The 25,908-nt window shown below is 70.0% G+C and carries 22 protein-coding genes; 10 read left to right on the forward strand and 12 right to left on the reverse strand.

Features of this window, described 5'->3' with window-relative positions; translation table 11 throughout:
- Positions 1 to 8 precede the first annotated feature (8 nt).
- Genes KY572_RS01720 through KY572_RS01730 form a run of 3 tightly spaced genes read left to right on the forward strand, consistent with a single transcriptional unit; the run spans position 9 to position 4,289 of the window.
- Positions 9 to 719, forward strand: coding sequence for a hypothetical protein (locus KY572_RS01720; RefSeq protein ID WP_224240369.1), 711 nt, complete (start codon positions 9 to 11; stop codon positions 717 to 719).
- Positions 716 to 2,764: a hybrid sensor histidine kinase/response regulator gene (locus tag KY572_RS01725; protein WP_224240370.1), complete on the forward strand. Its 2,049-nt coding sequence runs from the start codon at positions 716 to 718 to the stop codon at positions 2,762 to 2,764. The genes KY572_RS01720 and KY572_RS01725 overlap by 4 nt, the downstream gene beginning before the upstream one ends.
- A complete protein-coding gene (locus KY572_RS01730; RefSeq protein ID WP_224240371.1) occupies positions 2,757 to 4,289 on the forward strand; it encodes a response regulator in 1,533 nt (510 codons plus the stop codon). The genes KY572_RS01725 and KY572_RS01730 overlap by 8 nt, the downstream gene beginning before the upstream one ends.
- Positions 4,290 to 4,298: 9 nt before the next feature.
- On the opposite strand, the gene KY572_RS01735 is transcribed toward KY572_RS01730, so the two are convergent.
- Positions 4,299 to 4,667: a helix-turn-helix transcriptional regulator gene (locus KY572_RS01735; RefSeq protein WP_224240372.1), complete on the reverse strand. Its 369-nt coding sequence runs from the start codon at positions 4,665 to 4,667 to the stop codon at positions 4,299 to 4,301.
- Between the two features lie 505 nt (positions 4,668 to 5,172).
- On the opposite strand from KY572_RS01735, the gene KY572_RS01740 reads away from it, so the two are divergent.
- The gene (locus KY572_RS01740; RefSeq protein WP_224240373.1) at positions 5,173 to 6,840 is read left to right on the forward strand and encodes a methyl-accepting chemotaxis protein; all 1,668 of its coding nucleotides are present in this window, start codon (positions 5,173 to 5,175) and stop codon (positions 6,838 to 6,840) included.
- A 21-nt stretch (positions 6,841 to 6,861) separates the two neighbouring features.
- On the opposite strand, the gene KY572_RS01745 is transcribed toward KY572_RS01740, so the two are convergent.
- On the reverse strand, positions 6,862 to 8,379 hold the full coding sequence (locus tag KY572_RS01745) for an acyl-CoA synthetase (protein WP_224240374.1): 1,518 nt from the start codon (positions 8,377 to 8,379) through the stop codon (positions 6,862 to 6,864).
- A 63-nt stretch (positions 8,380 to 8,442) separates the two neighbouring features.
- On the opposite strand from KY572_RS01745, the gene KY572_RS01750 reads away from it, so the two are divergent.
- The gene (locus KY572_RS01750) at positions 8,443 to 9,213 is read left to right on the forward strand and encodes a 3-hydroxybutyrate dehydrogenase (protein WP_224240375.1); all 771 of its coding nucleotides are present in this window, start codon (positions 8,443 to 8,445) and stop codon (positions 9,211 to 9,213) included.
- A gap of 122 nt (positions 9,214 to 9,335) precedes the next feature.
- The gene (locus KY572_RS01755) at positions 9,336 to 10,712 is read left to right on the forward strand and encodes an L-serine ammonia-lyase (protein ID WP_224240376.1); all 1,377 of its coding nucleotides are present in this window, start codon (positions 9,336 to 9,338) and stop codon (positions 10,710 to 10,712) included.
- Between the two features lie 40 nt (positions 10,713 to 10,752).
- On the opposite strand, the gene KY572_RS01760 is transcribed toward KY572_RS01755, so the two are convergent.
- Positions 10,753 to 12,123, reverse strand: coding sequence for an MFS transporter (locus tag KY572_RS01760; protein WP_224240377.1), 1,371 nt, complete (start codon positions 12,121 to 12,123; stop codon positions 10,753 to 10,755).
- A gap of 284 nt (positions 12,124 to 12,407) precedes the next feature.
- On the opposite strand from KY572_RS01760, the gene KY572_RS01765 reads away from it, so the two are divergent.
- The gene (locus tag KY572_RS01765; protein ID WP_224240378.1) at positions 12,408 to 12,989 is read left to right on the forward strand and encodes a tetratricopeptide repeat protein; all 582 of its coding nucleotides are present in this window, start codon (positions 12,408 to 12,410) and stop codon (positions 12,987 to 12,989) included.
- A 126-nt stretch (positions 12,990 to 13,115) separates the two neighbouring features.
- Here the strand turns inward: KY572_RS01765 and KY572_RS01770 are convergent, their stop codons facing one another.
- A complete protein-coding gene (locus KY572_RS01770; RefSeq protein WP_224240379.1) occupies positions 13,116 to 13,388 on the reverse strand; it encodes a hypothetical protein in 273 nt (90 codons plus the stop codon).
- Positions 13,389 to 13,560: 172 nt separating this feature from the next.
- Between KY572_RS01770 and KY572_RS01775 the strand changes: the two genes are divergently transcribed.
- Positions 13,561 to 14,793 (forward strand): radical SAM/SPASM domain-containing protein, encoded by a 1,233-nt coding sequence (locus KY572_RS01775; RefSeq protein ID WP_224240380.1) that lies wholly within the window; start codon positions 13,561 to 13,563, stop codon positions 14,791 to 14,793.
- Positions 14,794 to 14,806: 13 nt separating this feature from the next.
- On the opposite strand, the gene KY572_RS01780 is transcribed toward KY572_RS01775, so the two are convergent.
- Both KY572_RS01780 and KY572_RS01785 read right to left on the reverse strand, forming a co-directional pair.
- Positions 14,807 to 16,039 carry an MFS transporter gene (locus tag KY572_RS01780; RefSeq protein ID WP_224240381.1) on the reverse strand — a complete coding sequence of 411 codons (1,233 nt, stop codon included), beginning with the start codon at positions 16,037 to 16,039 and terminating at the stop codon, positions 14,807 to 14,809.
- Between the two features lie 45 nt (positions 16,040 to 16,084).
- Complete coding sequence (locus KY572_RS01785) at positions 16,085 to 16,732, reverse strand: zinc-binding dehydrogenase (protein ID WP_224240382.1); 648 nt, start codon at positions 16,730 to 16,732, stop codon at positions 16,085 to 16,087.
- Positions 16,733 to 16,940: 208 nt separating this feature from the next.
- Here KY572_RS01785 and KY572_RS01790 point away from each other — a divergent pair, with 208 nt between their 5' ends.
- Positions 16,941 to 17,966, forward strand: a complete 1,026-nt coding sequence (locus tag KY572_RS01790; protein WP_224240383.1) for a lipase family protein — start codon at positions 16,941 to 16,943, stop codon at positions 17,964 to 17,966.
- Between the two features lie 27 nt (positions 17,967 to 17,993).
- Here the strand turns inward: KY572_RS01790 and KY572_RS01795 are convergent, their stop codons facing one another.
- From KY572_RS01795 to KY572_RS01820, 6 genes are all read right to left on the reverse strand, one after another.
- Positions 17,994 to 19,103, reverse strand: coding sequence for an alpha/beta fold hydrolase (locus KY572_RS01795; RefSeq protein ID WP_224240384.1), 1,110 nt, complete (start codon positions 19,101 to 19,103; stop codon positions 17,994 to 17,996).
- A 2-nt stretch (positions 19,104 to 19,105) separates the two neighbouring features.
- The gene (locus tag KY572_RS01800) at positions 19,106 to 20,764 is read right to left on the reverse strand and encodes a hypothetical protein (RefSeq protein WP_224240385.1); all 1,659 of its coding nucleotides are present in this window, start codon (positions 20,762 to 20,764) and stop codon (positions 19,106 to 19,108) included.
- 51 nt (positions 20,765 to 20,815) lie between these two features.
- A complete protein-coding gene (locus KY572_RS01805; protein ID WP_224240386.1) occupies positions 20,816 to 21,433 on the reverse strand; it encodes a hypothetical protein in 618 nt (205 codons plus the stop codon).
- 98 nt (positions 21,434 to 21,531) lie between these two features.
- On the reverse strand, positions 21,532 to 23,097 hold the full coding sequence (locus KY572_RS01810) for an acyl-CoA synthetase (protein WP_224240387.1): 1,566 nt from the start codon (positions 23,095 to 23,097) through the stop codon (positions 21,532 to 21,534).
- A gap of 36 nt (positions 23,098 to 23,133) precedes the next feature.
- Complete coding sequence (locus KY572_RS01815) at positions 23,134 to 24,129, reverse strand: 3-oxoacyl-ACP synthase III family protein (RefSeq protein ID WP_224240388.1); 996 nt, start codon at positions 24,127 to 24,129, stop codon at positions 23,134 to 23,136.
- Complete coding sequence (locus tag KY572_RS01820) at positions 24,126 to 24,845, reverse strand: TetR/AcrR family transcriptional regulator (RefSeq protein WP_224240389.1); 720 nt, start codon at positions 24,843 to 24,845, stop codon at positions 24,126 to 24,128. The genes KY572_RS01815 and KY572_RS01820 overlap by 4 nt, the downstream gene beginning before the upstream one ends.
- A gap of 135 nt (positions 24,846 to 24,980) precedes the next feature.
- Here KY572_RS01820 and KY572_RS01825 point away from each other — a divergent pair, with 135 nt between their 5' ends.
- Positions 24,981 to 25,856 carry a serine hydrolase gene (locus KY572_RS01825; protein ID WP_224240390.1) on the forward strand — a complete coding sequence of 292 codons (876 nt, stop codon included), beginning with the start codon at positions 24,981 to 24,983 and terminating at the stop codon, positions 25,854 to 25,856.
- Positions 25,857 to 25,908 lie beyond the last annotated feature (52 nt).

Consider the following 25,908-nt stretch of genomic DNA (forward strand, 5'->3'; position numbering starts at 1 on the left):
GTCCCCGCATGGAAACGCTCAGCCACCAGCTCGAGGCGCGCGCCGACCGGCTCGCCCGCTCTTCCGTGGAGTGGATGTACCAGGACCCCTTCTGGGAGGCGCGCTATGGCGCCGAGCGGGCCCGGCGCTTCGGAGGCGAGGACGCGCAATTCCACGTGCGCTACCTGGTGCAGTCGCTGGCGGAGCAGCGCCCCTCGGTGATGGAGGGCTACGCCACGTGGCTGCGCACGCTGCTGGCCTCGCGCGGCATGTGCACGCTCCACCTGGATCAGAACTTCGCCGGGCTCCAGTCCGCGCTGGCCGCCGAGGGCTTCACGCAAGGCTCACAGGCCCACGACTACGTCCAGGCGGCCCGCGCCGCGCTGCGCTACACGACCGAGCCCGCGCGCACCCTGCAGCAGCGGGCCCCGGAGCTGGCGCGCCGCGCCGCCCAGGAGCTGCACGCGGAGGTGCCCGCCGAGCTCCACCGCCGGCTGGAGGAGGAGCTGCTGCTGCACCTCTCCTACCTGGAGGACGCGGTGGGGCTGGGGCGCCCGGAGTTCCTCGCGCGGCACCTCGAGTGGTACGCGGGCTTCTGGCCCCTGCGCCAGCTGGGCGCGCTCCCCTTCCCCCGGCTGCTGGCGGCCCTGGAGGCGGCGCTGAGCGCTGGCCTCGAGGCCCATGAGGCAGTCACGGCCGTGCTCGTCGCGGCACGCCCCCCCAAGGAGAAGTCCTCATGATGATGCCTCCCCCTGTCGCGCATCAGCTCGACGAGCTGAGCCGCGAGGTGGCGCTCGTCTGCGACGCCTCCGGCACCATCACCTGGGCGGACCTGCGGGCCGAGAACGTCCTCGCGGCCCAGCGCGGGCAGAAGCTGCGCGCCCTGGCCGCCCAGGGCACCGAGGAGAAGGTGGACCGGCTGCTCTTGCAGGCGCGGGACGAGAAGGTGGTGGGCTGGGAGCTCATCCTCTGCCGCGACGGCCAGAAGCCCACCACCTTCGCCTTCTCCGCCCAGCCGAGGGACGGGCACCTGGTGCTGGTGGGCAGCCTGGTGCCGGAGGACTACGGCGCGGCGCTGGCCCAGGTGAGCTCCACCCTGAGCGAGCTGTCCGCGCTCCACCGCGAGACGGAGCGCCAGCAGCGCGAGCTGCACCGGCGCGCCGAGGAGCTGCAGCGCGTCAACCGGGACCTGGAGGAGTCCAACCGCGGCGTGCGCAGCCTCCACGCCGCCCTGGACGAGAAGGCCGAGAGCCTCCAGCGCGCCGCCGAGGTGAAGAGCCGCGTGGTGGCCAACGTCAGCCACGAGTTCCGCACCCCGCTGCACTCCATCCTCGGCCTGTCCAAGGTGCTGCTCAACCCGCTCAACGGCCCGCTGTCCGCCGAGCAGGAGAAGCAGGTCCAGTTCATCCGCACCTCGGCCGAGGCCCTCTACGAGCTGGTGAACGACTTGCTCGACCTGTCCAAGGCGGAGGCCGGCAAGGCGGTGCTGCGCCCCAGCCGCTTCGCCACCGACGAGTTCATGCGCGGCCTGCGAGGCATGATGCGGCCGCTGGTGCCGCTGGAGTCCTCGGTGGAACTCTTCTGCCCGGAGCCGCCCGCGGGCCTGGAGCTGGAGACGGACGAGGCCAAGCTCAGCCAGGTGCTGCGCAACCTGGTCTCCAACGCGGTGAAGTTCACCGAGCGCGGCAACATCACCGTCACGCTCACCCAGGGCCCGCGCGACACCGTCTCCTTCGCCGTGAAGGACACCGGCATCGGCATCCCCCCGGAGTACCACGAGCGCATCTTCGAGGAGTTCGTCCAGGTGGACACACCCATCCACAAGAAGGTGAAGGGCACGGGCCTGGGCCTGCCGCTGGCGCGGCGCCTGACGGAGATGCTGGGCGGCTCGCTCACCGTCCAGAGCGCGCCGGGCCAGGGCGCCACCTTCACCGTCACCATCCCGCGCGTGCACCCGGAGGTGAAGGAGATGACGGGGCTGACCGAGCGCGCCGAGAAGCTGGATCCGGCCAAGGCGCCCGTGCTGGTGCTGGAGGACGACCGGCAGACGCTCTTCCTCTACGAGAAGTACCTGGAGCGCTCCGGCTTCCAGGTGCTCCCGGTGCGCTCGGTGGAGGAGGCGCGCCGCACCGTGCAGCGGGTGCGCCCGGCCGCCATGGTGCTGGACGTGATGCTGGAGGGCGAGACGAGCTGGAACTTCCTGGCGGAGATGAAGACGAAGGAGGAGACGCGGGACATCCCCATCCTCGTCGTCACCATCACGGACCGCGAGCAGAAGGCGCGCGCCCTGGGCGCCGACGAGTTCTGGCTCAAGCCGGTGGAGGCCACCCAGCTCTTGCGCAAGCTGGGCGAGCTGGCCCACCGCGGCCCCGTGGAGCGCATCCTCATCATCGACGACGACGAGGTGCACCGCTACCTGCTCAAGCAGCTGCTCAAGGACACGCCCTATATGTTGATGGAGGCCACCAGCGGTAAGGAAGGCATCCGCCTGGCCCGGGAGAAGGCCCCGCACCTCATCTTCCTGGACTTCCTGCTGCCGGAGATGACGGCCTTCGACGTGCTGGACGAGCTGAAGGCGGACCCGCGCACGCGCGACATCCCCGTCATCCTCCAGACGGCCCACGAGCTGAAGGAGGACGAGCGCTCGCGGCTGGCCCGGGAGACGGCGGCCATCCTCGCCAAGCACACGCTGAGCCGCGAGGTGGCCATCGCCCGCATCCGTGACGCGTTGTCCAAGGCGGGCCTGGGTTCCCGTGTGGAGGAGCGGGAGGTGCGCCGTGGTTGAGCCTCGAACCGGTGCCATCCTCGTCGTCAACGACGACGACGCCAGCCGCTACATGGTGGGCCGCATCCTGGAGATGGCGGGCCACCGCGTCGTGGAGGCCGCCACGGGAGGCGACGCGCTGCGCCTGGCCCAGCAGCTGCGCCCCGACCTCATCGTCCTGGACGTGAAGCTGCCGGACATCAGCGGCTACGAGGTGGCCGCGCGCCTGCGCTCCAGCCAGGAGACGGCCTCCATCTCGGTGATGCACACCTCGGCCACCTTCGTCACCGCGGACAAGCGGGTGCTCGGCCTGGACAGCGGCGCGGACGCCTACCTCACCGAGCCCTTCGAGCCCGCCGAGCTCATCGCCACGGTGAAGAGCCTGCTGCGCCTGCGCCACGCCGAGCGCGAGCTGCGCCAGCGCGCCAACCAGCTCGCCGAGGCGGACCGGCGCAAGGACGAGTTCCTCGCCATGCTCGCGCACGAGCTGCGCAACCCCCTGGCCGCCATCATGACGGCCATCGGCATCCTCGAGCGCAAGCCCACGGATGACTCCAAGGAGGTGCGCATGCGCTCCATCATCCAGCGCCAGACGCACCACCTGGCCCGGCTGGTGGATGACCTGCTGGACGTCAGCCGCATCACCCGGGGCAAGGTGGAGCTGCGCCGCGAGCGGGTGGACCTGGTCGCCGTGCTCCAGCAGGTGCTCGCCCTCATGCAGCCGGTGGCCGACGGGCGCAAGCTGCGCATGGACAGCGCGCTGCCGGACCGGCCCCTGTGGCTGAACGCGGACGCCACCCGCCTGGAGCAGGTCTTCACCAACCTGCTGGACAACGCCACCAAGTACACGGACGCCGGCGGCTCCATCTGCGTGCAGGCCTTCCAGGAGGGCGTGGACGGCGGCGCCCGGGCGGTGGTGCGCATCGCCGACACGGGCATCGGCATCCCCGCGCACAAGCTGCCCTCCATCTTCGAGCTGTTCGCCCAGGTGGACGAGTCCCTGGAGCGCACCCGCGGCGGCCTGGGCATCGGGCTGACGCTGGTGCGCAACCTGGTGGAGATGCACGGCGGCGTGGTGTTCGCCACCAGCGCGGGCGAGGGGCGCGGCAGCGAGTTCGTCGTGAAGCTGCCCATGACGATGCCCCTGCCGGCGCTGGCCCGAACCACCCTGGCCCTGGACGACAAGCCGCGCCAGCGCCGCATCCTCCTGGTGGAGGACAACTCGGACGCGCGTCAGGCGCTCAAGGACCTGCTGGAGCTGTGGGGGCACCAGGTGGAGGTGGCCCACGACGGCATGGACGGGGTGGCCATGGCCCTGGAGGGCCGGCCGGACCTGGCGCTGGTGGACATCGGCTTGCCGGGGTTGGACGGCTACCGCGTGGCGCAGGAGCTGCGGGCGCGGGTGGGCGAGGAGATCCGACTGGTGGCCATCACCGGCTATGGCGGGCCCGAGGACCGGCACCGGGCGATCCAGGCGGGCTTCGACCACCACCTGGTCAAGCCCGTGAAGCCGGACGAGCTGGACCGGCTCCTCACGGACCTCTGAGGAGTACGCTCAGCGCCGCAGCAGCGCCTTGGCCACCAGCCCCAGCAGCTTGATGTGAGAGGAGTCCAGCTGACGCAGGCTGCGCAGCAGCCGGCGAATCTCCGGCCTCTCACTGGGCGCGGAGGGTGCCTCGGCCGGCGCGCTCCGCGGGCTGGGGCCGTGCGGCGTGAGGCCCAGCGGCTCGTCCGAGGAGACGTTCAGCTCGTGGCAGAGCTTGAGGAGCGTCTGCACGCTGGGGAGCATGCCTCCGCGCTCGAGACGACCGTACACCTCCGTCGCCACGTCGATGCGCTCCGCCACGTCTGCTTGCGTGAGCTCCAGGCGCATCCGGGCGGCACGCGCCGCAGCGCCGATAGTCGATGCGAGTTTTTTGTCCATGCTTCCTACCCGACCCGAAAGGTGCGGTTGACGGCTTAGGACGTATGGAGGCAGACAGACAGAACTTGCCGGGTAGATCTGCGCGTCTTCACCTGACAGGTCGCGAACTCCAGCAGGATGGCGCAGCGCGGCGTCAGCACTCCGTGAGCGACTCGTCAAGTCGGGTCCCCGGACATGACGGTGTAGGACAGCTGCGGATCATCCTCCCCCGGGTCCGATTTCCCTCGGAGCCGGGCCCTCCTTCGGAGCGCCGCCGCCGGGCCGCCCAACCCAGGGTGGCTCGAGCCACGGCTGTAGCGGACGGGCCGTGAGCGTCGGATCCACGCTCGAATCCAACGAGGTCTTGGACGCGAATCCGACCCAGCAGGTTGCCCCCGCGGGGCCCCCAGAAGGCGTCCTGGAGGCTGTCCCGAATCCCTCCCGAAGGCTCCCCCACGCTCGCGGGCCAGGGCGGGCGACCGACCGAGCACCCTCCCGAGGCCAGAGTGCCCTAGGCTTGGAGGTGATGGCGCTGGCACTGAGACACCGCAGTCTTCTGACGAAGTTGTACATCGCGATGGGGGTGGTGGCGCTGCCGCTGCTCCTGCTGCAGCCGCTGTACGTGCTCCCGGCCATACGGGCGCAGCTCGAGGAGGACCGCTCGCGTGGACTGCGGCAGGTGGTGGAGACGGCGTACGGCGTGCTGGAGACCTACGAGGCCCGGGTGCGTGCCGGCGAGCTGACGACGGCGCAGGCCCAGACCGAGGCGGCGCGGCTGCTGCAGCAGCTGCGCTACGGGCGCGTGGAGTACTTCTGGATCAATGACTTGTCGACGCGGCTGGTGATGCACCCGTACCTGCCGGCGATGCTGGGCAAGGACCTGACGGGGTATCGCGACGCGGACGGCAAGGCCGTCTTCGTGGACATCGTCAAGCTGGCGCGAGACAAGGGCGAGGGCTTCATCCCCTACCTGGCCACGCGCCCCGGAGAGACGACGCCGCTGCCCAAGGAGTCCTACGTGAAGCTCTTCGCTCCGTGGGGCTGGGTGGTGGGCACGGGCGTGTACGTGGAGGACATCGACAAGGAGATGCTGGGGCTGCAGCAGCGGCTGCTGCTGGCGGTGTGCGCGACGCTGGTGCTGGCGCTGCTGGTGGGAGCGGCCTTCTCGCGGGCGGTGGTGAAGCCGGTGCGCGGGCTGGCCGCCGCCGCGCGCAGCGTGGAGAAGGGAGACTTCAGCGTCACGGTGCCGGTGCAGTCGCAGGACGAGCTGGGCAAGCTGGGGCACGCCTTCAACACCATGGTGTACGGCGTGCGGGACATGGTGAAGGGCCTGGCGGACGTGGCGATCGCCACCGTGGCGGACGCCGACCGCATCCGGCGCTCGGCGGACGCGCTGTCCAAGGCCACGCGCGAGCAGTCCGACCAGCTCCAGCAGCTGGCGGAGTCCGTCCAGCAGATGAGCCGGGGCCTCTCCCAGGACGCCGAGCAGGCGCTGACCACCGCCGAGGTGGCCGCGAGCAACGGCCGGATGGCGGAGGAGGGCGGCGACGCGGTGAAGCACGCCTCGCGGAAGATCTCGGAGATCGTCGAGGTGGTGCAGAAGTCGGAGGAGATGGTGGTGCGGCTGCAGACGTCGGGCGCGGCGGTGGCGCAGATGCTCCAGCTCATCCAGGACGTCTCCAACGAGACGAACGTGCTGGCGGTGAACACGGCCATCGAGGCGGCGCGCGCGGGCGAGCACGGCAAGGGCTTCGGCGTGGTGGCCAACGAGGTGCGCAAGCTGGCTCACCGCTCGCGCGAGGCGGTGGAGCAGATTGAGCACCTGCTGAAGAAGAACCAGGAGGACACCTCCAACGCGGCGGCGCTGATGCGGCAGGGCACCCTGCGCGTGGAGGAGGGCATGCAGCTGTCCTCCACCACGGCGGAGGCGCTCTCGCGCATCGTCACCGGCACGCGGGAGATCCACCTGCGCGTGGGTCAGCTCGCCGTGGACGGGGCCCGGCAGTCCAGCTCGGGAGAGACCATCGCCGAGCGCATCAAGACGCTGTCGAACAACTCCCTGGAGGCGGTGCAGGGGGTGAACCACATCGCCCAGGCGGTGGTGGACCTGCACGCGCAGGCGCAGCAGCTCTGGGCGCTGGCGGCGCGCTTCTCCCCCGAGCACCGGGAGCCGAAGGGCGCGGAGAAGAGCTGAGCCCTCGGGCGCACCGGAGGCTCAGGGAGCGCCGTGCCGGGCGGCCAGCTCGCGGCGGTCCACCTTGCCCGCGGCGGTGCGCGGCAGGACGTCCACGAAGCGCACCGTCCTGGGCGTCTTGTACCGGGCCAGCCGTCCCTGGCACCAGGCCAGCAGCGCCTCGGCGGTGAGCGAGGTGCCCGGCCGGGAGACGACGAGCGCGCGCGGCACCTCGCCCCACTTCGGGTCCGGCACGCCGATGACGGCCACCTCCGCCACGTCCGGGTGCCCGGCGAGCACGCTCTCCACCTCGGAGGGGTAGATGTTCTCTCCGCCGGAGATGATGAGGTCCTTCACGCGGCCGACGATGCGGTAGCAGCCGTCCGCGTCGCGCTCGGCCAGGTCGCCCGTGTGGAGCCAGCCGCCCGCCAGCGCCTTCGCGCTCTCCTCGGGCCGGCGCCAGTAGCCCGCGCACAGGTGGGGCCCGCGCAGGAGCAGCTCGCCCGCGGCACCGTCCCCGTCCAGCCGGACCTCGACGTGGAAGAGGGGCACACCCACGGCCCCCGGCTTGCGGCGCACCTCTGCCGGGGGCAGCCAGAAGTTGTTGGGCCCGGCCTCGGTGAGCCCGTAGCCCGTCTTGAAGTCCACGCCGCGCTCGAAGAAGCGCTCGAAGACGGGGCCGGGGCACGGCGCGCCGCCGCTGATGAGCAGCTTGAGCCGGGAGAAGTCCACCGTGTCGAAGCGCGGGTGGCGCTGCATCTCGATGAACATGGTGGGCACGCCGAACATGAGGCTCACCTCGCCCCGCTGCACCCGGTCGAACACCTGCTCCACGTCGAAGCCCCGGCACACCACGGAGGCGCCGCCCACGTACACCAGGGGCGTGGTGAAGACGTTGAGGCCTCCGGTGTGGAAGAGCGGCGCGTTGAGCAGCGCCACGTCATCCGCGGTGAGGCCCCAGCTCACCACGGTGTTGGCCGCGTTGGCGGTGATGGAGCCGTACGTGAGGATGGCCGCCTTGGGCAGGCCGGTGCTGCCTCCCGTGTAGCAGAGCACCCACGCATCGCTCGCCTCCAGCTCCACGGGCGGCAGCGGCGTGTCCGGCAGCGAGTCCCTCGAGGAGAAGAGCACGTCCGAGGCCGCGCGCGAGGGCGAGTCCTCCAGCGACACGACGTGGCGCACGCTCCGGGCGTGGGGGCGCACGGCGTCCACCTGCGCCTGGAAGTCCGGGCCGTAAATGAGGACGACGGGCTCCGCGTCCGCGAACAGCCCCTTGAGCTCCTCGGGGCTGAGGCGCCAGTTGAGCGGCTGGAGGATGGCCCCCAGCTTGGCGCAGGCGAAGACGACGTCCAGGTACTCCACGCAGTTCATCGCCAGCACCGCGACGCGATCGCCCCGCCTCACCCCGAGCGTGTCGTGCAGCAGCCGGGCGGTGCGGTGGGCGGCCGCGTTCCACTCGCGCCAGGTGACGCGGCGGTCCCCGCGAAGGGCATCGATGAGCGCGACGCGGTCCGGCGAGAGCTGCGCGCGGCGGGCCAGCCAGTCATGAACGATGGGCATCGCTCGGGAGGGTAGAACTTCGCGGTGGCTTGCTCCACCATGCCGAGCACCGAGGGAGGGCCCATGGGAGAACTGTCGGAGAAGTGCGCACTGGTGACGGGGGCGGCGGGCGGCATCGGACTGGCGGTGGCGCAGGCGCTGAGCGCCCAGGGTGTCCGGGTGCTGCTGGCGGACATCGACGAGGCGCGAGGCCACGCGGAGGCGCTGAGCCTGCCCAACGCGGTGTTCCAGCGGGCGGACATGGCCTCGCGGGAGGACTGCCGGGCCGTGGTCGCCCGCGCGGAGAAGGAGTGGGGGCGGCTGGACATCCTGGTGAACAACGCCGGCCTGCAGCACGTGTCGCCCGTGGAGGAGTTCCCGGAGGACCGCTGGGAGCACCTCATCCGCGTCATGCTGATTGGCCCCTTCCTGCTGACCCGCTACGCGCTGCCGCTGATGTACGCCCGGGGCTGGGGGCGCATCATCAACATGTCCTCGCTGCACGGGCTGGTGGCCTCGCCGTACAAGTCCGCCTACATCTCGGCGAAGCACGGGCTGATGGGGCTGACGAAGACGGTGGCGCTGGAGGCCGCGGCCAAGGGCGTGACGGTGAACGCGGTGTGCCCCAGCTACGTGCGCACGCCGCTGGTGGAGAAGCAGATCGCGGACCAGGCGCGGGTGCACGGCATGTCGCAGAGTGACGTGGTGGAGAAGGTCATGCTCGCACCCGCGGCGGTGAAGCGGCTGCTGGAGCCGAGCGAGGTGGCGGCCTACGTGAGCTTCCTGTGCTCGGAGGCCGCGGGAGGCATCACCGGCTCCGCCCAGGTCATGGACTGCGGCTGGACGGCACGCTGAGCGCCAGCCTCCCTGCCTGCCATGCCTCGCCGGGACAGGGTGTCACCGGCAGTCAGCGCGGATGGGGGCGGGCGAGGCCGCATGTTACGTTCGGAACCCCCTTCACCCAGTCACCCCTCCTCATGGCCGTCAGCGCTTTCGAGCTCTTCAAGATCGGGATCGGTCCGTCCTCCTCCCATACGGTGGGCCCCATGCGGGCGGCCCGACGCTTCGCCGAGGCCCTGGTGGAGACCGAGCTGCTCGGGCGCACCCACTCCGTGAAGGCGGAGCTGTTCGGCTCCCTGGGCGCCACGGGCAAGGGCCACGGCAGCCCCAAGGCGGTGATTCTCGGGCTGATGGGTGAGCTGCCGGACCAGGTGGACACGGACGCCATCCCCGCGATGCTCGAGCGCGTGCACGCCGAGCGCACCCTGCGCCTGCTGGGCCGCCACCCCGTCACCTTCAACGATGCGGAGGACATCGTCCTGCACCGGCGCGCGTCGCTGCCCAAGCACCCGAACGGCATGCGCTTCTCCGCGTTCGACGCGTCCCGCCAGGAGCTGCTCTCGCGCATCTACTACTCGGTCGGCGGCGGCTTCGTGGTGAACGACGACGTGAGCGCCGAGCTGCCCTTCATGGAGGACAAGACGCCCCTGCCCTACCCCTTCACCAGCGGGGGCGAGCTGCTCGGCCGGTGCAAGGTGAACGGCCTGTCCATCTCGACGCTGATGCTGGAGAACGAGAAGGCCTGGCGCCCCGAGAGCCAGGTGAGAGAGGGCCTGCTCACCATCTGGAAGACCATGGAGGCGTGCGTGAAGCGCGGCTGCGAGCGCGAGGGCGTGCTGCCCGGCGGGCTCAAGGTGGTGCGCCGCGCCCCGGCCCTGTTCCGCAAGCTGAAGACGGACACCCGCGCCGGAGGAGATCCCCTGCTGGTGCTGGACTGGGTCGACCTCTACGCCCTGGCGGTGAACGAGGAGAACGCCGCCGGCGGGCGCGTGGTGACGGCTCCGACCAACGGAGCGGCGGGCGTCATCCCGGCCGTGCTGCACTACCACATGCGCCACGTGGCCGGCTCGGACGAGGACGGCGCCGTCCGCTTCCTGCTCACCGCCGCGGCGATCGGCATCCTCTATAAGGAGAACGCCTCCATCTCCGGCGCCGAGGTGGGCTGTCAGGGCGAGGTGGGCGTGGCGTGCTCCATGGCCGCCGCGGGCCTGGCCGAGGTGCTCGGCGGCACCCCCGAGCAGGTGGAGAACGCCGCCGAGATTGGCATGGAGCACAACCTGGGGCTCACGTGCGATCCGGTGGGCGGCCTGGTCCAGGTGCCCTGCATCGAGCGCAACGCCATGGGCGCGGTGAAGGCCATCAACGCGGCGCGGCTGGCGCTGCGGGGCGATGGCTCGCACAAGGTCTCGCTGGACAAGGTCATCAAGACCATGCGCGAGACCGGCGCGGACATGAAGACCAAGTACAAGGAGACGGCTCGCGGCGGCCTGGCCGTCAACATCATCGAGTGCTGAGCGGCAGGAGCGCGCGGGCGCCCTCGCCTCTTCGAGTGCCTCAGGCGGCATCCCGCCCGGAGGCGGAGCCCTGTCCCGTGGAGGCCGTGTCCGTGCCCTCCTCACCCAGCCGCGCGCGGAAGGTCTCCGCGGAGAGGTACACCGCGACGAGGGTGATGGCGATGAGCACGAGCAGGTAGACGGAGATGGGCCAGGACTGGCCGCCGTACTGGCGGAGAAGGTCCGTGGCGATGATGGGGGACAGGCCGCCGGCGAGCACGGAGGCCAGCTGGTACCCGAGCGACGCGCCGCTGTAGCGCACGCGCGTGCCGAACAGCTCCGAGAAGAAGCTGGCCTGCGGGCCATACATGGCCGCGTGGGCAATCATCCCCAGCGAGATGGCCAGCCAGACGAGCCCCACCTGCTGGGTGTCGAGCATCCAGAAGAAGGGGAAGGCCATCAACCCCGCCACGGCCGCGCCCGCCAGGTACACCGGGCGGCGACCGAAGCGGTCCGAGGCGGCGCCGAACGCGGGGATGGCCACCAGGTGGACCGCGCAGGCGATGAGCACGCCGTTGAGCACGGTGAGGCGGGGCAGCTTGAGCTTCTCGGTGCCGTAGGTGAGGACGAAGGTGGTGATGACGTAGAAGAAGCCGTTCTCCGCCATGCGCGCCCCCATGGCCAGGAGGACCTCGCGGGGGTGCTGGCGCAGCGCCTCGAGCGCGGGGATGCGGGGCTCCTGGGCCTCCTTCTTGCGCTGCTCGAAGACGGGAGACTCGGCCACGCTCAGGCGGATGAACACGCCGATGCCGATGAGCACGGCGCTGAGCAGGAACGGCACGCGCCAGCCCCACGTGAGGAACTGCTCCTCGGGCAGCCGCGAGAAGAGGGAGAACACGAAGTTGGCCACCAGCATGCCGGCCGGAGCGCCCATCTGCGGCCAGCTGCCGTAGAAGCCTCGGCGGTGCGCGGGCGCGTGCTCCACGGCCATCAGCACCGCCCCGCCCCACTCCCCGCCCAGCCCGAACCCCTGGAGCACTCGCAGGAAGACGAGCAGCGCGGGCGCCCACACACCGATGCTGTGGTAGGTGGGCAGCAGCCCCACGGCGAACGTCGCCACGCCCATGATCATCAACGTGGCGCTCAGCATCGTCTTGCGGCCGAGCTTGTCCCCGTAGTGACCGAAGACGACGCCTCCGAGGGGCCGGGCGACGAAGCCCACCGCGTACGTGGCGAACGCGGCCATGGTCCCCAGCAGCGGGTCCACCGAGGGGAAGAACAGCTTGTTGAACACGAGCGCGGCCGCCGTGCCGTAGAGGAAGAAGTCGTACCACTCGATGGCGGTGCCGATGAAGCTGGCCACCGCCACCTTCACGATGGAGTCCGCCGGCTTCTTCGAGGAGGCCGAGGCATCGGCCGAGTGAGGCTGCATGGGCTTTCCTTCGCGGGGAACGTCGTGCCTGTCGTGCGCCGGCTCCTCTCCTACAGCACCCTGAGCGCGGGGAGGAAGTGGGGAGCCGAGATATCGACCGGCCAGGTTGAAGCCTGATTCAGCTCCGCGGCGCGTCATCCGGGCGCACTGCCGGTGCCGGGAGCGCGACACCGACGCACGGAAGGCGTTGAGGGAGCCCCACCCGTCGTGTGTAATTCGCCTCCTGCACGAGGACACTGCCGCGCCCACCCGGGCGCGTCCCGGTCGCGCCAGAGGAGGGCACCATGAAGCGCCGCAAGCCGAAGCAGCACGTGTCCTTGAGCGAAGCGGCCGTGCTGCACCGGCGCGCCTCGCGGATGAACAAGCCGGCCGAGGCGAGGGCCTCCCTGGAGCTGCTGGACGAGGTGCTGGAGACGTGCCCGGCGTACGTGCCGGCGCTGCTGCTGGCGGGCCGGCGGCTGCAGACGAGCGGCTCGGCGGGGCCGGCCGAGGCCCGTTCGGGGATACGCAAGGCGCGCCGGTACCTGCAGCAGGCGGTGCTGGCGTCGGACCGCTCGGCGGCGTCCATGGTGGAGCTGGGCTACTTCCTGCACTCGGCGGAGGGCGCGTCGGAGGCGGCGGAGCGCTACCTGCGCGCGGGCGTGGACAAGGCGCTGACGGTGCTGGAAGACGGGTGGAGCGGGCTCATCGACGTGCTGTACGCGCAGGGCCGGCTCGAGGAGGCGGTGGCGCTGGGCAAGCGCGCGCAGCAGCTCTTCCCGGGCTCGGTGCGCATCGCCACCGCCCTCACGCCGGTGCTGGCGGAACTCTCGACACCGAAGCGCGAGCCTGCTCGGACCATGGGTCGCCGCATCTCCTTCGAGTAGCGGCGCCTACGCTCCGAGGCCCGAACCCTCGAGCCAGGGGAGCCGCCTGGCCAGGCAGGCGCCCTGTGAGCGAACCGGTCCCCAACTGGTATGACAAGCAGACCAGTTCGGACAGCGTGCGCCGACTCAGGGGCCGCCGTCCGCCCCGCCATCGGACGGGCCCGCGTCCGGGGTCTCCGGCTCGTAGCAGTCGAACGAGCCGTCCTCGCAGGGCGGAGCGCCGTAGCAGGCCATCAGGGTGAGCGCGGCCACTCCGGCACTGGCCAGCGCCCACCAGCCCACGGTCCAACGCGGTGCCGGCCCCGGACGGGACTCGAGCGCCTGCCCGCAGTGGAGACACGCGGTGGCGGAGGGCGGATTGAAGCCCTGGCAGGACGGGCAGCCGGACAGCTGTGACATGAGGTGACTCCTGGAGAGCACGAGGAGTCTGCCACAGACGCAAACCCCATGCCGTTGAAGGCCCCTGGCACTCCAGGCGAGGGCGTGGCTCACGAGGCCCGAGCAGGAAGCCGGGCAGGACACGCCTGTCACACCTGCGGGCCCCTCTTCAGTTCCGCTAGGCTCGAGGCGCATGGTCCTGCGGCGCATCGACACCTCTCCCGAGGACTTCCACCCCGCCTATGTGGTGTGGGAGCTGACGCTGGCGTGCGACCAGCCCTGCACCCACTGCGGCTCGCGCGCGGGGACTGCCCGCCCAGGCGAGCTGAGCACGGAGGAGGCGCTCGGCGTGGTGGCCCAGCTCGCCGCGATGCGCGCCCGCGAGGTGGTGCTCATCGGCGGCGAGGCCTACCTGCACCCGGGCTTCCTGGACATCATCCGAGCCCTGAAGGCCGCGGGCGTGCGCCCCATGCTGACGACGGGGGGACGCGGCATCACCGCGGAGCTGGCGCAAGAGATGGCTCGGGCAGGCCTGCACGGAGCCTCGGTGAGCGTGGACGGCCTGGAGGAGACGCATGACCTGATACGCGCGGCCCGAGGCAGCTTCGCGTCGGCCACGGCGGCGCTCGGCCACCTGAAGGCCGCGGGCGTGCGGACGGCCGCCAACACCCACCTCAACCGCCTCAACCAGGGAGACCTGGAGGGCCTGTACGCGCACCTGAAGGCCCAGGGCATCGGCGCGTGGCAGATCCAGATCACCGCGCCGCTCGGGAGGGCCGCGGACCGGCCGGACCTGATGCTCCAGCCGTGGGACCTGCTGGACCTGATGCCGCGCATCGCCCGCCTGAAGGAGCAGGCCTACCGCGAGCGCATCCTCATCATGCCGGGAAACAACCTGGGCTACTTCGGTCCGGAGGAGGCGCTGCTGCGCTCGGTGCAGGCGGGCGGGCGAGACCATTGGCGGGGCTGCCAGGCGGGCCGGTACGTGATGGGCATCGAGTCCAATGGCGCGGTGAAGGGCTGCCCCTCGCTCCAGACGGCCCACTACGTGGGCGGCAACCTGCGCGAGCAGCCCCTGGAGCGCATCTGGAACGACAGCCCCGAGCTGGGCTTCACGCGCGCCAGGACCGTGGAGGACCTCTGGGGTTTCTGCCGCACCTGCCCCTTCGCCGAGGTGTGCATGGGCGGCTGCAGCTTCACGGCGCACTCCCTGCTGGGGCGGCCGGGCAACAACCCGTACTGCCACTACCGGGCCAGGACGCTCGCCGCCCGGGGAGAGCGGGAGCGGCTGCTGCCGAAGGCGCCCGCGCCCGGAAGGCCGTTCGACAACGGCCTGTACGAAGTCGTCCCCGAGCCCTTCGACGCGCCCGACCCCAAGCCGGAGCTGAAGCGCGAGTACGTGAAGACGCGCCGCTGGCCGAAGTGAGCCGCCACGGGCCTCAGGCGCTCTTCGAGCCCTCCTCGTAGTCGAGGTCGCGGGTGAACGTCTCCTCGATGCGCGTGAGTGACAGGAGGGCGAGGCTGAAGCAGATGCTGCCGACGACGAGCGCCGCGTGGGCCACGGGCATGTGGCCCTTCAGGGCCGCGAAGCCGCTGGCCGCGAGCGCCGCCGAGCCGCGCACGAAGTTGGGCACCGTCGTCGCCACGGTCGCGCGGATGTTGGTCCCGAACTGCTCGGCCGCCATGGTCACCAGCACGGCCCAGTAACCCACGGTGATGCCGATGAGGAAGCTCAGCACGTAGACCATCGTGCTCGTGAGCCCCGGGACGAGCCCGTAGACGAGCATCAGCCCGAAGCCCACGCTCAGGTTCAGCGCCACCGCGCGCTTGCGGCTCCTCAGCCACTGGCTGAAGAGGCCGGCCAGCAGGTCGCCGATCGTCAGGCCGATCGAGCCGTACAGGATGGCGTTGCCCGCCGTCACCGCGCCCTGGACGTTCAGGCCCTTGGTCAGCTCCGGGGCGAAGGTGAACAGGATGCCGGTGGTGAAGTAGATGGGCACGCCGATCAGGATGCAGGAGATGTACTTGATGAAGCGCCCGCCCTGCAGCAGCAGGAAGGGGTTGGCGCGAGAGGGGTCCGTCTTCTTGGTGAAGAGCTCGGACTCGGAGACCTTGAAGCGCGCGAACAGCAGCGCCAGCCCCATCACGCCGCCCGTCAGGTACGCCGTCGTCCAGCTCATCTTCTGACCGACGAACGCCGCGGCGACGATGCCCAGCATGCCGAGCGTCGCGACGATGGTGGTGCCCAGGCCGCGCTTCTCCTTCGGCAGGGACTCGGCCACCAGGGTGATGGCCGCCCCGAGCTCGCCGGCGAGCCCCACGCCGCCCACGAAGCGGCACACCGCGTAGCTCGTCACATCCCAGGCGAACGCGTTGACGATGTTGGCGAACGAGTACATGAGGATGGACCCGAACATCACCGACAGGCGGCCCCGGCGGTCGGCGAGGATGCCCCAGAGCAACCCGCCCACCATCATCCCGACCATCTGACTGTTGTAGATGAGGAGCCCCTTGGCGAGGATCTCCCCCTCGTCGGTGAGGCCCAGGGCCTTGAGCGAGGCGACGCGCACCACGCCGAACAAGGTGATGTCGAAGAGGTCCACGAAGTAGCCGAGCCCGGCGACGAGGACGGTCAGGTTCAGGACCGAGCGGAGATCACGCAGGAATTTCATGGGGGCGATTCACGGGGTTGCGACGGGAAGAAGAGAAGGAAGGCCTCAAGGCACGAGCACGAGCTTGCCCACGGTGGTGCCCGACTCGAGGGCGCGGTGGGCGTCGGCCACCTGGTCTAGCGGGAAGCGTGACACCGGCGGCGCGACGAGCTTGCCCTCCTCGACCCACGCGAGCATCCGGGCCATGGCGCTGGAGAGGATGTCGCGCTGCTCGAAGAGGTAGGAGAGGTTGAAGGCCAGCACGCTGGTGTTGTCGTTGGTGAGGGTGAGCGGGTTGTAGCGCGGAGTCCGCAGCCAGTCCCAGGCGAGCTTCAGCCAGCTGGGCCATCCGCCCTGGCGAGGCAGCATGGAGTGGAACCCATAGATGACGAGCTTCCCCAGCGAGGCCAGGTGCGCCGGCAACGGAAAGAGCTGGTGCCGAGGCACCACGACATGGGTGGAGTACCCACCGAACAGAGTGACGCCAAACACCTTGGCGCCCTGCAACTCGAAGCCCGGAGTGATGGGCCAGCCGACGAACTCCTTGGCCGAGGCATACAGGCCCATGCGGATGACGCAGTCGGCATAGTTCACGCCGATGGCCTCGGTGGCGACGAGCACCTCGCCCGCCTTCGGAACGGGGATGGCCAGCGGCTCCCGGGTGAGTCGTTCGTAACCTCCTGGGCGGTGAATGACCACCTGACGCGCCGTCATGCGCCGCGCATTATGACCGATGACGCAGCGCGCAGCTGAATGAACCTTCACGTTTTCCGCATGACGCACTGCAAAGGTGAATCACGTTTCAACTTCGCGGCCAGTTGCCTGACGGTGTTTTCAGCGCGAGCCCGTACACTCCGGAGCACGCCCGCCACTCACTCTCTCCACGCGCGGGCGAATCCCCCACACTCCAAGGAGAAACACGATGCGTCTGCGCTCATCCCTGTCTTTGCTGGGTGCGCTGTGCCTGGGCTCGCTGTCCGTCGGCTGCGGCGAGGGCACCGAGCTGGCGGAAGTCTCCACTGAAGTGCCCGAAACGGAGCTGGCCACGCAGGAGTCAGCGGCCACGACGACGGGCGTCACCCCGCACTTCCGCGCCTGGCTCGAGGCCAACGGCTACGAGCCCCAGTACAACCTGGTCCGCGCGGACCTGTCGGGCGGCAGCTACGGCGGCAAGGCGAGCAGCACCGACACGGTGGTGAACCAGCCGGTCATCTTCATCCACGGCAACTCGGACAAGGCCATCGGCACGGGCACCGTGGGCCAGACGGGCTGGAACGCCTCCATCGATTACTTCGTGTCCCGGGGCTACAAGCCGAGCGAGCTGTACGCGACGACGTGGGGCCCGGCGAGCGCGGCGATGTCGCCCTACCAGTACCACTCGAAGACGAACGTGATGAAGGTGCGCAAGTTCATCGAGGCGGTGAAGGCGTACACCGGCGCGGCGAAGGTGGACATCATCGCGCACTCCATGGGCGTGACGCTGGCGCGCAAGGCCATCCTCGGCGGCTACGCGACCGACGCGCTCGAGGGCGGCAAGTACTACGTGGGCGCGCCGCTCACCGCCTCGGTGGACACCTTCGTGGGCATCGCGGGCGCCAACCGCGGCCTGACGAGCTGCTACCAGTCGGGCGGCTCGACGTACACCTGCGCCGCCACCAACGGCCTGTACCCGGGCTACTGGAACGGCGTCGGCGTCTCGGGCCGCTCGGCGTTCCTGACCGACCTGATGGCCAGCAGCGGCTACGAGGGCGCCTACCGCTACTCCATCTGGTCCACCGTGGATGAAGTCATCGGCTACGGCAACGTCGTCTACTACGACTACACCTCTCGCCTCCCCGGGCAGACGGGCGAGAAGGTGTACTCGGCGGTGCCGTACGGCCACTTCAACTCGAAGGACCTCACGCAGGCCGTGCAGTACAGCATGGTGCGAAACCACACCGTCCCGTAGCCCGCGCGGCTCAAGGCGAGGCCCGGCTCAAGGCGTCGGCGGCGGCTGCTCTCCCGCCGCCGCCGGGGCCGTCGCCGGCTCGGTCGCGGGGGGCGTCTCCTGCGTGGGCGCCCCGCTGGCCGGCAGCTTCTGGAGGAACGCGCTCACCGCCGCGTTGTACTCCTGGGGGCAGTCGAGCTGCACCGAGTGGCCGCAGCGATCCAGCCCCACCAGCTGGGAGCCCGGGATGCCCGCGTGGCCGTACTCCATGATGGCGCGGGCCCGCCCGCCGTGGAGGAACGGGTTGGGGATGAGCCGGTCATCCTCGCCGAAGACGATGAGGGTCGGCGCCTGGATGTGGCCGAGGTTGTCGCGCACGAAGTCGTTGTGGGACAGCCCGTCCACGGTGCGGACGTTGGCGTAGGCGTACGAGTCGAAGTCCGGCGTGGCCACCACGCGCACGCGCTCCTCGATGAGCCACTCGAGCTCCGGGCGCCAGCGCGCGAAGTTGGCCTGCCGCACGCTGCCCCAGATGGCGTACTCGGGCGAGCTCTTGATGAGGGTGGAGCTGAAGGCGCGCTTGAGCCACGCCTTGTCCTTCCAGGTGAACTTCTCGAAGCCGGCCGGCGAGGTGAGCACGAGCGCGGCGGGCTCCTCCGGGTAGCGGATGGCGTAGGAGAGCGCCGTCTGCCCGCCCATCGAGTGGCCCACCAGCACGGGCTTCTGGATGCCGAGCGCCACCACCAGCTCGCGCACCGCGTCCGCCATGGCCTCCATGGTGTACGGGAACGTGGCCGGCTTGTCGGACTTGCCGTAGCCGGGCAGGTCCACGGCGATGACGCGGTAGCCCTGCGCGGCGAAGGCGTCGAGCTGGTAGCGCCAGAACTTCAGGTACGAGCCCAGCCCGTGGATGAAGACGAGGGTGCGAGCGCCCTCGGGGTTGAGCTCCACGTAGGCCATCTCGGGGACGGTGGCCACCCCATAGGTCTGCGCCGTCTTCGGCAGGGCCACGCGCTTCATCGGCCACGGCTGGCCCTGGAGCGAGGTGTAGGGGAAGTCCTGGAAGGGCAGCGGCGGCTCGTGGCGGTAGGAGCGGACACAGCCCGAGGCGAGCGCGGCGGAGAGCAGCAGGAGCGCGGCGGCGCGAGGAGTCTTCATGGTCAGAACGCGTACCAGGTGAAGGTGGTGAAGGCCGCCCACGGGTTCTTCGTCACGCGCGGCGCGCCGTCATAGAAGCTGCCCTTGAACATGTAGCCGGTGTGCAGGCCCACCGTCATGAGGTAGCGGATGGTGTAGCGCAGCTCCGCGTTCACCTCGGCGCCGATGAAGCGCCCGCGCTCCACGTCATCGACCCAGCGCGGCGGCGTCACGTCGCTGGTGGCCAGCGCACCGCCCAGCTTCAGGTTCAGCTTGTTGGGGATGAGGTCCATCGCGCCGGTGGCAATCACCGAGCGCAGGCCGAAGCCCTGGTTGGAGATGTCCGAGACGGCGCCCGTGTAGTTGTTGGCCGTGCTGGTGAAGGGGAACAGCACCAGCGTCTTGTGGTTGAACCACACCGCGCCCGGCAGGCCGTACATGTTGAGGGTGAAGGCGCCCTTGTACCGGTCGTCGCTCAGGTCGCTGTCGCCCGTGGTGTAGATGCCCTCGAGCGTCACGATGTCGTTGGCCGTGCGGCCCCAGTTGTAGAGCAGCTCCGCGTTGGCGGCCAGGCCGCTGATCTTCACGTCGCGGTTGAACGTGGTCTCCGGGTTGCTGCTGGTGTACTTGCCCCCGTTGTACATGACGAAGCCGGAGGCTCCGAAGGGGCCGGTGCGGAAGTCGATGTTGTGGTTGAAGTGCGCGCCCGCCCAGAACACGGTGCCCGTGGGCCGCTCGATGTTGAAGGCCGAGGTGCCGGTGAAGCCGCTCAAGCCTCCGGAGGAGGGGCCGCTGCGCACCAGGCCCTCGAAGGCGAAGGCCTCGCCCTTGGTGTCGTCGCGCAGCGCCCAGGCGGACACGCCCACGTTCGTCCCCGGCTGCACCGGGTAGGTGTAGTCCCCGGTGATGAGCCAGATGTACTTCAGGCGCGGATCATCCTTGGCCACCTTGTCCGCCTGCGCCGTGCCCAGGGGCAGCAGGCTCAGCTTCGCGTGGCCCTTGTAGCTGCTGTAGAGCGACAGGCCCGTGGCGTCGCTGCCCAGGAAGGTCAGCTTGTAGCCGGTGCGGATGATGTCGTTGAGCGGCGTGCGCGTCGGATCCTGGTAGGTGTCGTAGACGGGCTGGCTGCCGATGATGAGGGCCAGCTTCGTCGGATCCCTGAACGGATAGAAGGCGACGTTGATGTTCTTGGTCTGGAGGTTGACCTGGTCGGCGTTGAAGCCGCCGCCCTCGTTGGGCTGGATGGTGTTGGCCGCGCGGCCCCAGAGGAAGTCCACCTCGAACTGGGCCCGGAAGCTGGCCAGCCCGTCCACGAACCACGGGCTGTACTCGATGACGGGAATCCACCGCTGCTCGATGTAGTACGCGTTCAAGTCGCTGACGCGCACCGCGCTGCCGATGGGGCTGCCGATGGGCCCCAGCGACACACCCTTGAGACCGCTCGGATCGCCCACCTGGTTGGTGAGCGAGAGGCGCGAGAAGAAGTAGTTGATGAGGACGAACTCACGCGGCTCGGCGTCCTCGTCGCGATTCTTCTCGTCCTCCCACTTGCCGTGATACGCGCCCGGCACCGTCGTCGGGCTCGCACCCGCGGAGAGTGAGAACCCGGCCACGAACAAGGTGAGCGCCGTCGCGCCACCTCGCAGGGCCCTGCCTGCTTCAGCCTTCGACCACCACGTCATAAACCCCTCTCGAATGGGAAGAAGCCAGGGCGCGCGAGGCGCGCGGGCGTGCTACTGCGCGGAGACGGTGTAGACCTGCTGTGCGTTGCCGGTGAAGAGACCCTGGCTCGTGGAGACGCTCTTCGAGCCCACCGCCCCGTTCTGGCACCGGATGCCAGAGTGCGCGGTGCCCAGGTACAGCTCCAGGGTGAGCGTCTTGCCATCCGCGCTCAGCTTGCCCCGGCCCGACTGCGAGAAGCCGTTGAAGCTCACGGTGATGTCGAAGCAGTTGGCATCCGCCGCCACGTTCTCGATGAGGACGTTGGTCGAGTCGAACTTCTGGTTCCCGCTGACCGTCGTGCGGTCACAGTCGCTGGTGGCCGGATCCGTGGGGTTGCGCAGGGTGCCCAGGTCGCTGTCCACGTGGAAGACGCGGCTGGCGACGGTGATCTCCACCTGGTTGTAGCACTGGGTGGAGGCGCCGAAGTTGGTGTCCTCGTTGAAGCCGTTGGGGTGGGTGGGGATGTTGTTCCCCTCCATCACCATCTTCTTGCCCTCGAGGTAGTTGTAGATGTTGTCGGCCGTGTCGAACTTCGGCACCGTGGGCTGAGGGGTGGTGTCGTCGTCCCCGCCACAGCCGGCCAGACCCAGGGCGCACACCATGACCGCGGACAGCAGCTGCTTCTTCATACGCGTACTCCTCATGTTCTCCGGCGGGACTGCCGGGAAAGACGTGATGCGGGAGGCCTCCCGTCGTGCGCCCCCTGCGAGGTGCTTCACTTGCGGGCTCACCCGCCCTGCGACTGCCCCCGTGCGTCCGCCGCGATGGCGGCCTCCCTCAGCTCTCGCTTGAGGATCTTCCCGGCGGGAGACACGGGCAGCCGCTCCATGAGCTCCACCCGCTTGGGCACCTTGAAGCGCGCCACGCGCTCGCGCAGGTGCGTCAGCAGCTCCTCCGGAGTGGCGGTGGTGCCGGGCTTGAGCACCACGAAGGCGCGCCCCACCTCGCCCCACTTCGCGTCGGGCACGCCCACCACCGAGCACTGCTGCACGCAGGGGTGCTCGTAGAGGGCCGTCTCCAGCTCCAGCGGGTACACGTTCTCGCCGCCGGAGATGAACATGTCCTTCTTGCGGCCGGCGATGGTGAAGAAGCCGTCCGCGTCCTTGCGGGCCAGGTCCCCGGTGTGGAACCAGCCCTGCGCGTCGATGGCCTCCTTCGTGGCGGCCTCGTCGTTGAAGTAGCCGGAGCACATGGAGGGGGCCTTGAGGACGAGCTCACCCACCTGGCCCACGGGCACCTCGCGGCCGTCGTCATCCACCAGCCGCGCGTCGATGAAGTAGTTGGGCCGGCCGATGGAGCCCGCCTTGGAGATGGCGAACTCCGGCCCCATGCTGAAGATGCCGGGGCCGAACTCGGTCATCCCGAAGCCCTGCTTGAAGGGCACCGAGTGCACGGCCTGCCACGCCTGGATGAGGGGCACCGGCAGGGGCGCGCCCCCGCTCGTCATGAAGCGCACGCTGGAGAAGCTGGTGGAGCGGAAGCTGGGCGAGTCCAGCAGCTGCTGGTACTGCGTGGGCACCGCGAAGAAGAGCGTCACCTTCTCGCGCTGGACGAGGGAGAGCAGCTCCTCGGGGTCCCACCGGCGCATGATGACGACGGTGCCGCCCACGGTGAGCAGCGGCACGGTGTACACGAGCAGCCCGCCCGTGTGGAACATGGGCGTGTGGGTGATGGTGACGTCCGCGGGCAGCACCTCGTGCACCAGCGTGTTGAGCGTGTTCCACGCCACCATGCGGTAGGACACCATGGCGCCCTTGGAGCGCCCCGTGGTGCCGCCGGTGAAGAGCAGGCAGAGGATGTCCTCGGCGTCCACCGCGTCGTTCTTCACGGGCGTGGCGGCGCGGTGCAGCAGCGTCTCCGCGTACGGCATGCTGCCCGGCAGGCTGCTGGACTCCAGGTGGACCAGGCGCAGCGAGTCGCCGATGCGCTCCTTCACCTGGCGCACGTTGTCCTGGAAGTCGTCCCCGAAGAGGAGCACGCGCGGCGTGGTGTCACGCACCAGGTCCGTGAGCTCGTTGGCGTGCAGGCGCCAGTTGTAGGGCACGAAGACGGCGCCGATCTTCCCGCAGGCGAAGAGGACGTCCAGGTACTCCACGCCGTTGTGGGCCACCAGGCCCACCCGGTCCCCGCGCTTCACGCCCGCCACGTCGCGCAGCCAGCCGCCCAGCGCCTCGGCGCGAGCGTTGAGCGCGCGGTAGGTGAAGCGGCCAGCCTCGCCCCGAGCCACATCCACCACGGCCACGTGCTCTGGCCAGTACAGGGCCCCGCGGCCCATCCAGTCGCCGATGAACATGTCCCCTCCTCCCAGGTTCGTTCAGCGCCGTGCGGCTCAGGCCGTCCAGCGGTAGAGCGCCGAGGCCATGGAGAGCCCGCCGCCGCTGGCGCAGAAGGCCACCAGGTCCCCGCGCCGCACCTTGCCCTTCTCCACCGCGTCATCCAGCGTCATGGGGATGCAGGCCGAGCCCGTGTAGCCCCACTTGTCCATGGTGTAGTGCGCCTTCTCCATCGGCTGGCCGAGCACCTTCATGGTGGCCTCGATGGTGCGCAGGTTGAGCTGGGTGAAGACGAACTGGCCCACGTCGTTCAGCGTCAGCCCGGCGCGCTTGAGCAGGATGTCCAGCAGCTGCGGCCAGCGCTCGGTGTTGAAGGTGGCGGGGAACTTGCGGACGAACTGCACCGCGGGCTTGCCGCCGGTGAGCGGCAGCGTCTCGGCGGTGGCCGGACGGGACGTGCCGCCGGTGTAGATGCCGAGCGCGTCGTGGTACTCGCCATTGGCCAGCAGCCGCGCGCCCATGAAGCCGGGCTTGTCACCGGCGCCCAGCACCACCGCGCCCGCGCCGTCGGCGAAGAGCGTGCAGGTCTTCTTGTCCTTCCAGTTCACGTAGCGCGTCATGCCGTACGCGCCCACCACGAGGATGCGCTTGTAGCTGTCGTCCGCGGCGATGGTCTTGCTGGCCACGTCCAGCGCCGTCACCCAGCCGGCGCAGGCGCAGTTGAGGTCGTACGTGCCCGCGTTCGGCGCCCCCAGCTTGGCCTGCACCACCGAGGAGGTGGCCGGGCTGAGGTAGTCCGGCGTGTCCGTGGCGACGACGATGAGGTCCAGCTCCTCGGGGCGGGTGCCCGCGCGCTCCAGGGCCTGCTTCGCGGCGGCCACGCAGAGGTCCGAGGTGGCCTGGTCATCCGCCATCACGTGCCGCTCGCGGATGCCCACGTTCTGCACGAGCCAGTCGCCCACGGACTCGCCCAGCATGCGGTCCATGTCGGCGTTGGTGATGACCTTCTCGGGGACGTAGCGCCCGGTGGAGAGGATCTGCGCGTATCTCATGTCGTGCTCCGGAGGGTGTTGCGCGCGGGACGAGCGCCGCGCCTGGCGGAAGGGGTGGTGGCCTTGGCGGCCGACTTCGCGGGGGCCTTGCCGGCCCGAGGGGCCGGGCGTGGATCCAGGCCATGGCGGATGAGGGACATGGCGGTGTCCAGCACGCGCTCCAGGCCGGGGTCCTCTTCCCAGATGATCCAGCGCATGCCGAGGAAGTCGCCGATGCCCATCAGGCAGTAGGCGAGCGTCTCCGCATCCATGTCGCGGATCTCCCCGGCCTCCATGGCCTGGGTGAGCCCGCGCACGTAGCCCTTGGCGAAGCGGTCGTAGTAGCGGCGGTAGCAGGCCTCGTCGACGAACTCGGCCTGGCGGACCACGCGGTAGAGGTTGGGGTGCTCGCGGGCGAACTCGAAGAAGGTGCGCAGGCCCTCGCGCTCCACGTCGATGCGGTGGGTGAGCCCGGCCACGGCCTCGGCGATGAGGCGGCGCAGGCGCTCACCCAGCTCGTCCACCACCTCCACGAAAATCGACTGCTTGTCCGGGAAGTAGACGTAGAAGGTGCCGAGCGCGACGCCGCTCTTGCGGGTAATATCCGCGATGGATGCCCGCTCGTAGCCCTTCTCCCCGAAGATGGCCTCGGCAGCCCGCAGCAGCTTCTGGCGGGTCTTCTGGCCCCGAGGCGTCACGGGGAGCATGCGCTCGGATGAAGTTGAAGGGCGATTCATGTTTCATATACGGGTAGCACCGCGCGGACGGGCTTGTCAAAACCTCCCGCGCGGGACTTGCATGGCCTCGTGCGTCATGGGCTCGGAGTGCGGCGCACCGCGCCACTGCGTGTCCCGGAGTAGTCTGCCGGCCCCATGCTCCAGACCGCTCTGCTCGTCCTGCTCACGGCAGCTCCCTCCGGTCCCGACTCCCTGCGCGACGCTCTCCAGGAGCGCATCGCCCAGGTGAAGGGCGCCTCCGTGGCCGTCGTCTATCGGAACCTGGGCAACCCGAAGGACACCGTCTCCCTGGAGGCGGAGCGCTCCTTCCACGCCGCCAGCACCATGAAGGTGCCGGTGATGATCGAGTTCTTCCGGCAGGTGGACGCCGGCAAGCTGTCGCTCGAGCAGCCCGTCCCGCTCGTCAACCAGTTCCACTCCATCGTGGATGGCTCGCCGTACGCGCTGGACTCGAAGGAGGACGAGGACGCGGCCCTCTACGAGCGCCTGGGCAAGCCCGTCCCGGCGCGCGAGCTCGTCCAGCGGATGATCACCCGCTCGAGCAACCTGGCGACCAACTCCGTCATCGCCCTGGTGGACGCGAAGCACGTCACCCAGACGGTGCGCGGCCTGGGCGCCGCGAAGCTGACGGTGCTGCGCGGCGTGGAGGACGGGAAGGCGTACCAGAAGGGGCTCAACAACACCGCCACCGCGGGCGACCTGGCCACGCTGCTGGCCGCCATCGAGCAGGGCAAGGCGGCCTCGGCGAGCTCCACCCAGGCCATGCGCGACATCCTCCTGGCCCAGGAGCTGAACGCGGAGATTCCCGCCGGCCTGCCGCCGGGCACGCGCGTGGCGCACAAGACGGGGCAGATTCGCGGCGTCCTGCACGACGCGGCCATCGTCTACCCGGCCGGCCGGGCGCCCTACATCCTGGTGGTGCTCACCAGCGGCATCCCGGACGAGAAGGTGGCCCGCGCCCTCATCGTGGACCTCTCCCGGAGCGTGTACGCGCACGCCTCCAGGCCCTGAGCGGCGGGTGTGGGCGTACCCGGGCTCATGGGAAGTTGAAGGTCGATTCAGG

It is taken from the genome of Hyalangium gracile (assembly GCF_020103725.1).
Classification (GTDB): domain Bacteria; phylum Myxococcota; class Myxococcia; order Myxococcales; family Myxococcaceae; genus Hyalangium; species Hyalangium gracile.

Excerpts from the sequence above, each read along its gene's own strand:
- KY572_RS01735 (WP_224240372.1), bottom strand. The coding sequence starts at position 4,667 with ATGGACAAAAAACTCGCATCGACTATCGGCGCTGCGGCGCGTGCCGCC.
- KY572_RS01755 (WP_224240376.1), top strand. The coding sequence starts at position 9,336 with ATGGCCGTCAGCGCTTTCGAGCTCTTCAAGATCGGGATCGGTCCGTCC.
- KY572_RS01815 (WP_224240388.1), bottom strand. The coding sequence starts at position 24,129 with ATGAGATACGCGCAGATCCTCTCCACCGGGCGCTACGTCCCCGAGAAG.
- KY572_RS01790 (WP_224240383.1), top strand. The coding sequence starts at position 16,941 with ATGCGTCTGCGCTCATCCCTGTCTTTGCTGGGTGCGCTGTGCCTGGGC.
- KY572_RS01760 (WP_224240377.1), bottom strand. The coding sequence starts at position 12,123 with ATGCAGCCTCACTCGGCCGATGCCTCGGCCTCCTCGAAGAAGCCGGCG.
- KY572_RS01775 (WP_224240380.1), top strand. The coding sequence starts at position 13,561 with ATGGTCCTGCGGCGCATCGACACCTCTCCCGAGGACTTCCACCCCGCC.
- KY572_RS01720 (WP_224240369.1), top strand. The coding sequence starts at position 9 with ATGGAAACGCTCAGCCACCAGCTCGAGGCGCGCGCCGACCGGCTCGCC.
- KY572_RS01740 (WP_224240373.1), top strand. The coding sequence starts at position 5,173 with ATGGCGCTGGCACTGAGACACCGCAGTCTTCTGACGAAGTTGTACATC.
- KY572_RS01820 (WP_224240389.1), bottom strand. The coding sequence starts at position 24,845 with ATGAATCGCCCTTCAACTTCATCCGAGCGCATGCTCCCCGTGACGCCT.
- KY572_RS01725 (WP_224240370.1), top strand. The coding sequence starts at position 716 with ATGATGATGCCTCCCCCTGTCGCGCATCAGCTCGACGAGCTGAGCCGC.
- KY572_RS01785 (WP_224240382.1), bottom strand. The coding sequence starts at position 16,732 with ATGACGGCGCGTCAGGTGGTCATTCACCGCCCAGGAGGTTACGAACGA.
- KY572_RS01750 (WP_224240375.1), top strand. The coding sequence starts at position 8,443 with ATGGGAGAACTGTCGGAGAAGTGCGCACTGGTGACGGGGGCGGCGGGC.
- KY572_RS01810 (WP_224240387.1), bottom strand. The coding sequence starts at position 23,097 with ATGTTCATCGGCGACTGGATGGGCCGCGGGGCCCTGTACTGGCCAGAG.
- KY572_RS01795 (WP_224240384.1), bottom strand. The coding sequence starts at position 19,103 with ATGAAGACTCCTCGCGCCGCCGCGCTCCTGCTGCTCTCCGCCGCGCTC.
- KY572_RS01805 (WP_224240386.1), bottom strand. The coding sequence starts at position 21,433 with ATGAAGAAGCAGCTGCTGTCCGCGGTCATGGTGTGCGCCCTGGGTCTG.
- KY572_RS01780 (WP_224240381.1), bottom strand. The coding sequence starts at position 16,039 with ATGAAATTCCTGCGTGATCTCCGCTCGGTCCTGAACCTGACCGTCCTC.
- KY572_RS01770 (WP_224240379.1), bottom strand. The coding sequence starts at position 13,388 with ATGTCACAGCTGTCCGGCTGCCCGTCCTGCCAGGGCTTCAATCCGCCC.
- KY572_RS01800 (WP_224240385.1), bottom strand. The coding sequence starts at position 20,764 with ATGACGTGGTGGTCGAAGGCTGAAGCAGGCAGGGCCCTGCGAGGTGGC.
- KY572_RS01825 (WP_224240390.1), top strand. The coding sequence starts at position 24,981 with ATGCTCCAGACCGCTCTGCTCGTCCTGCTCACGGCAGCTCCCTCCGGT.
- KY572_RS01765 (WP_224240378.1), top strand. The coding sequence starts at position 12,408 with ATGAAGCGCCGCAAGCCGAAGCAGCACGTGTCCTTGAGCGAAGCGGCC.
- KY572_RS01745 (WP_224240374.1), bottom strand. The coding sequence starts at position 8,379 with ATGCCCATCGTTCATGACTGGCTGGCCCGCCGCGCGCAGCTCTCGCCG.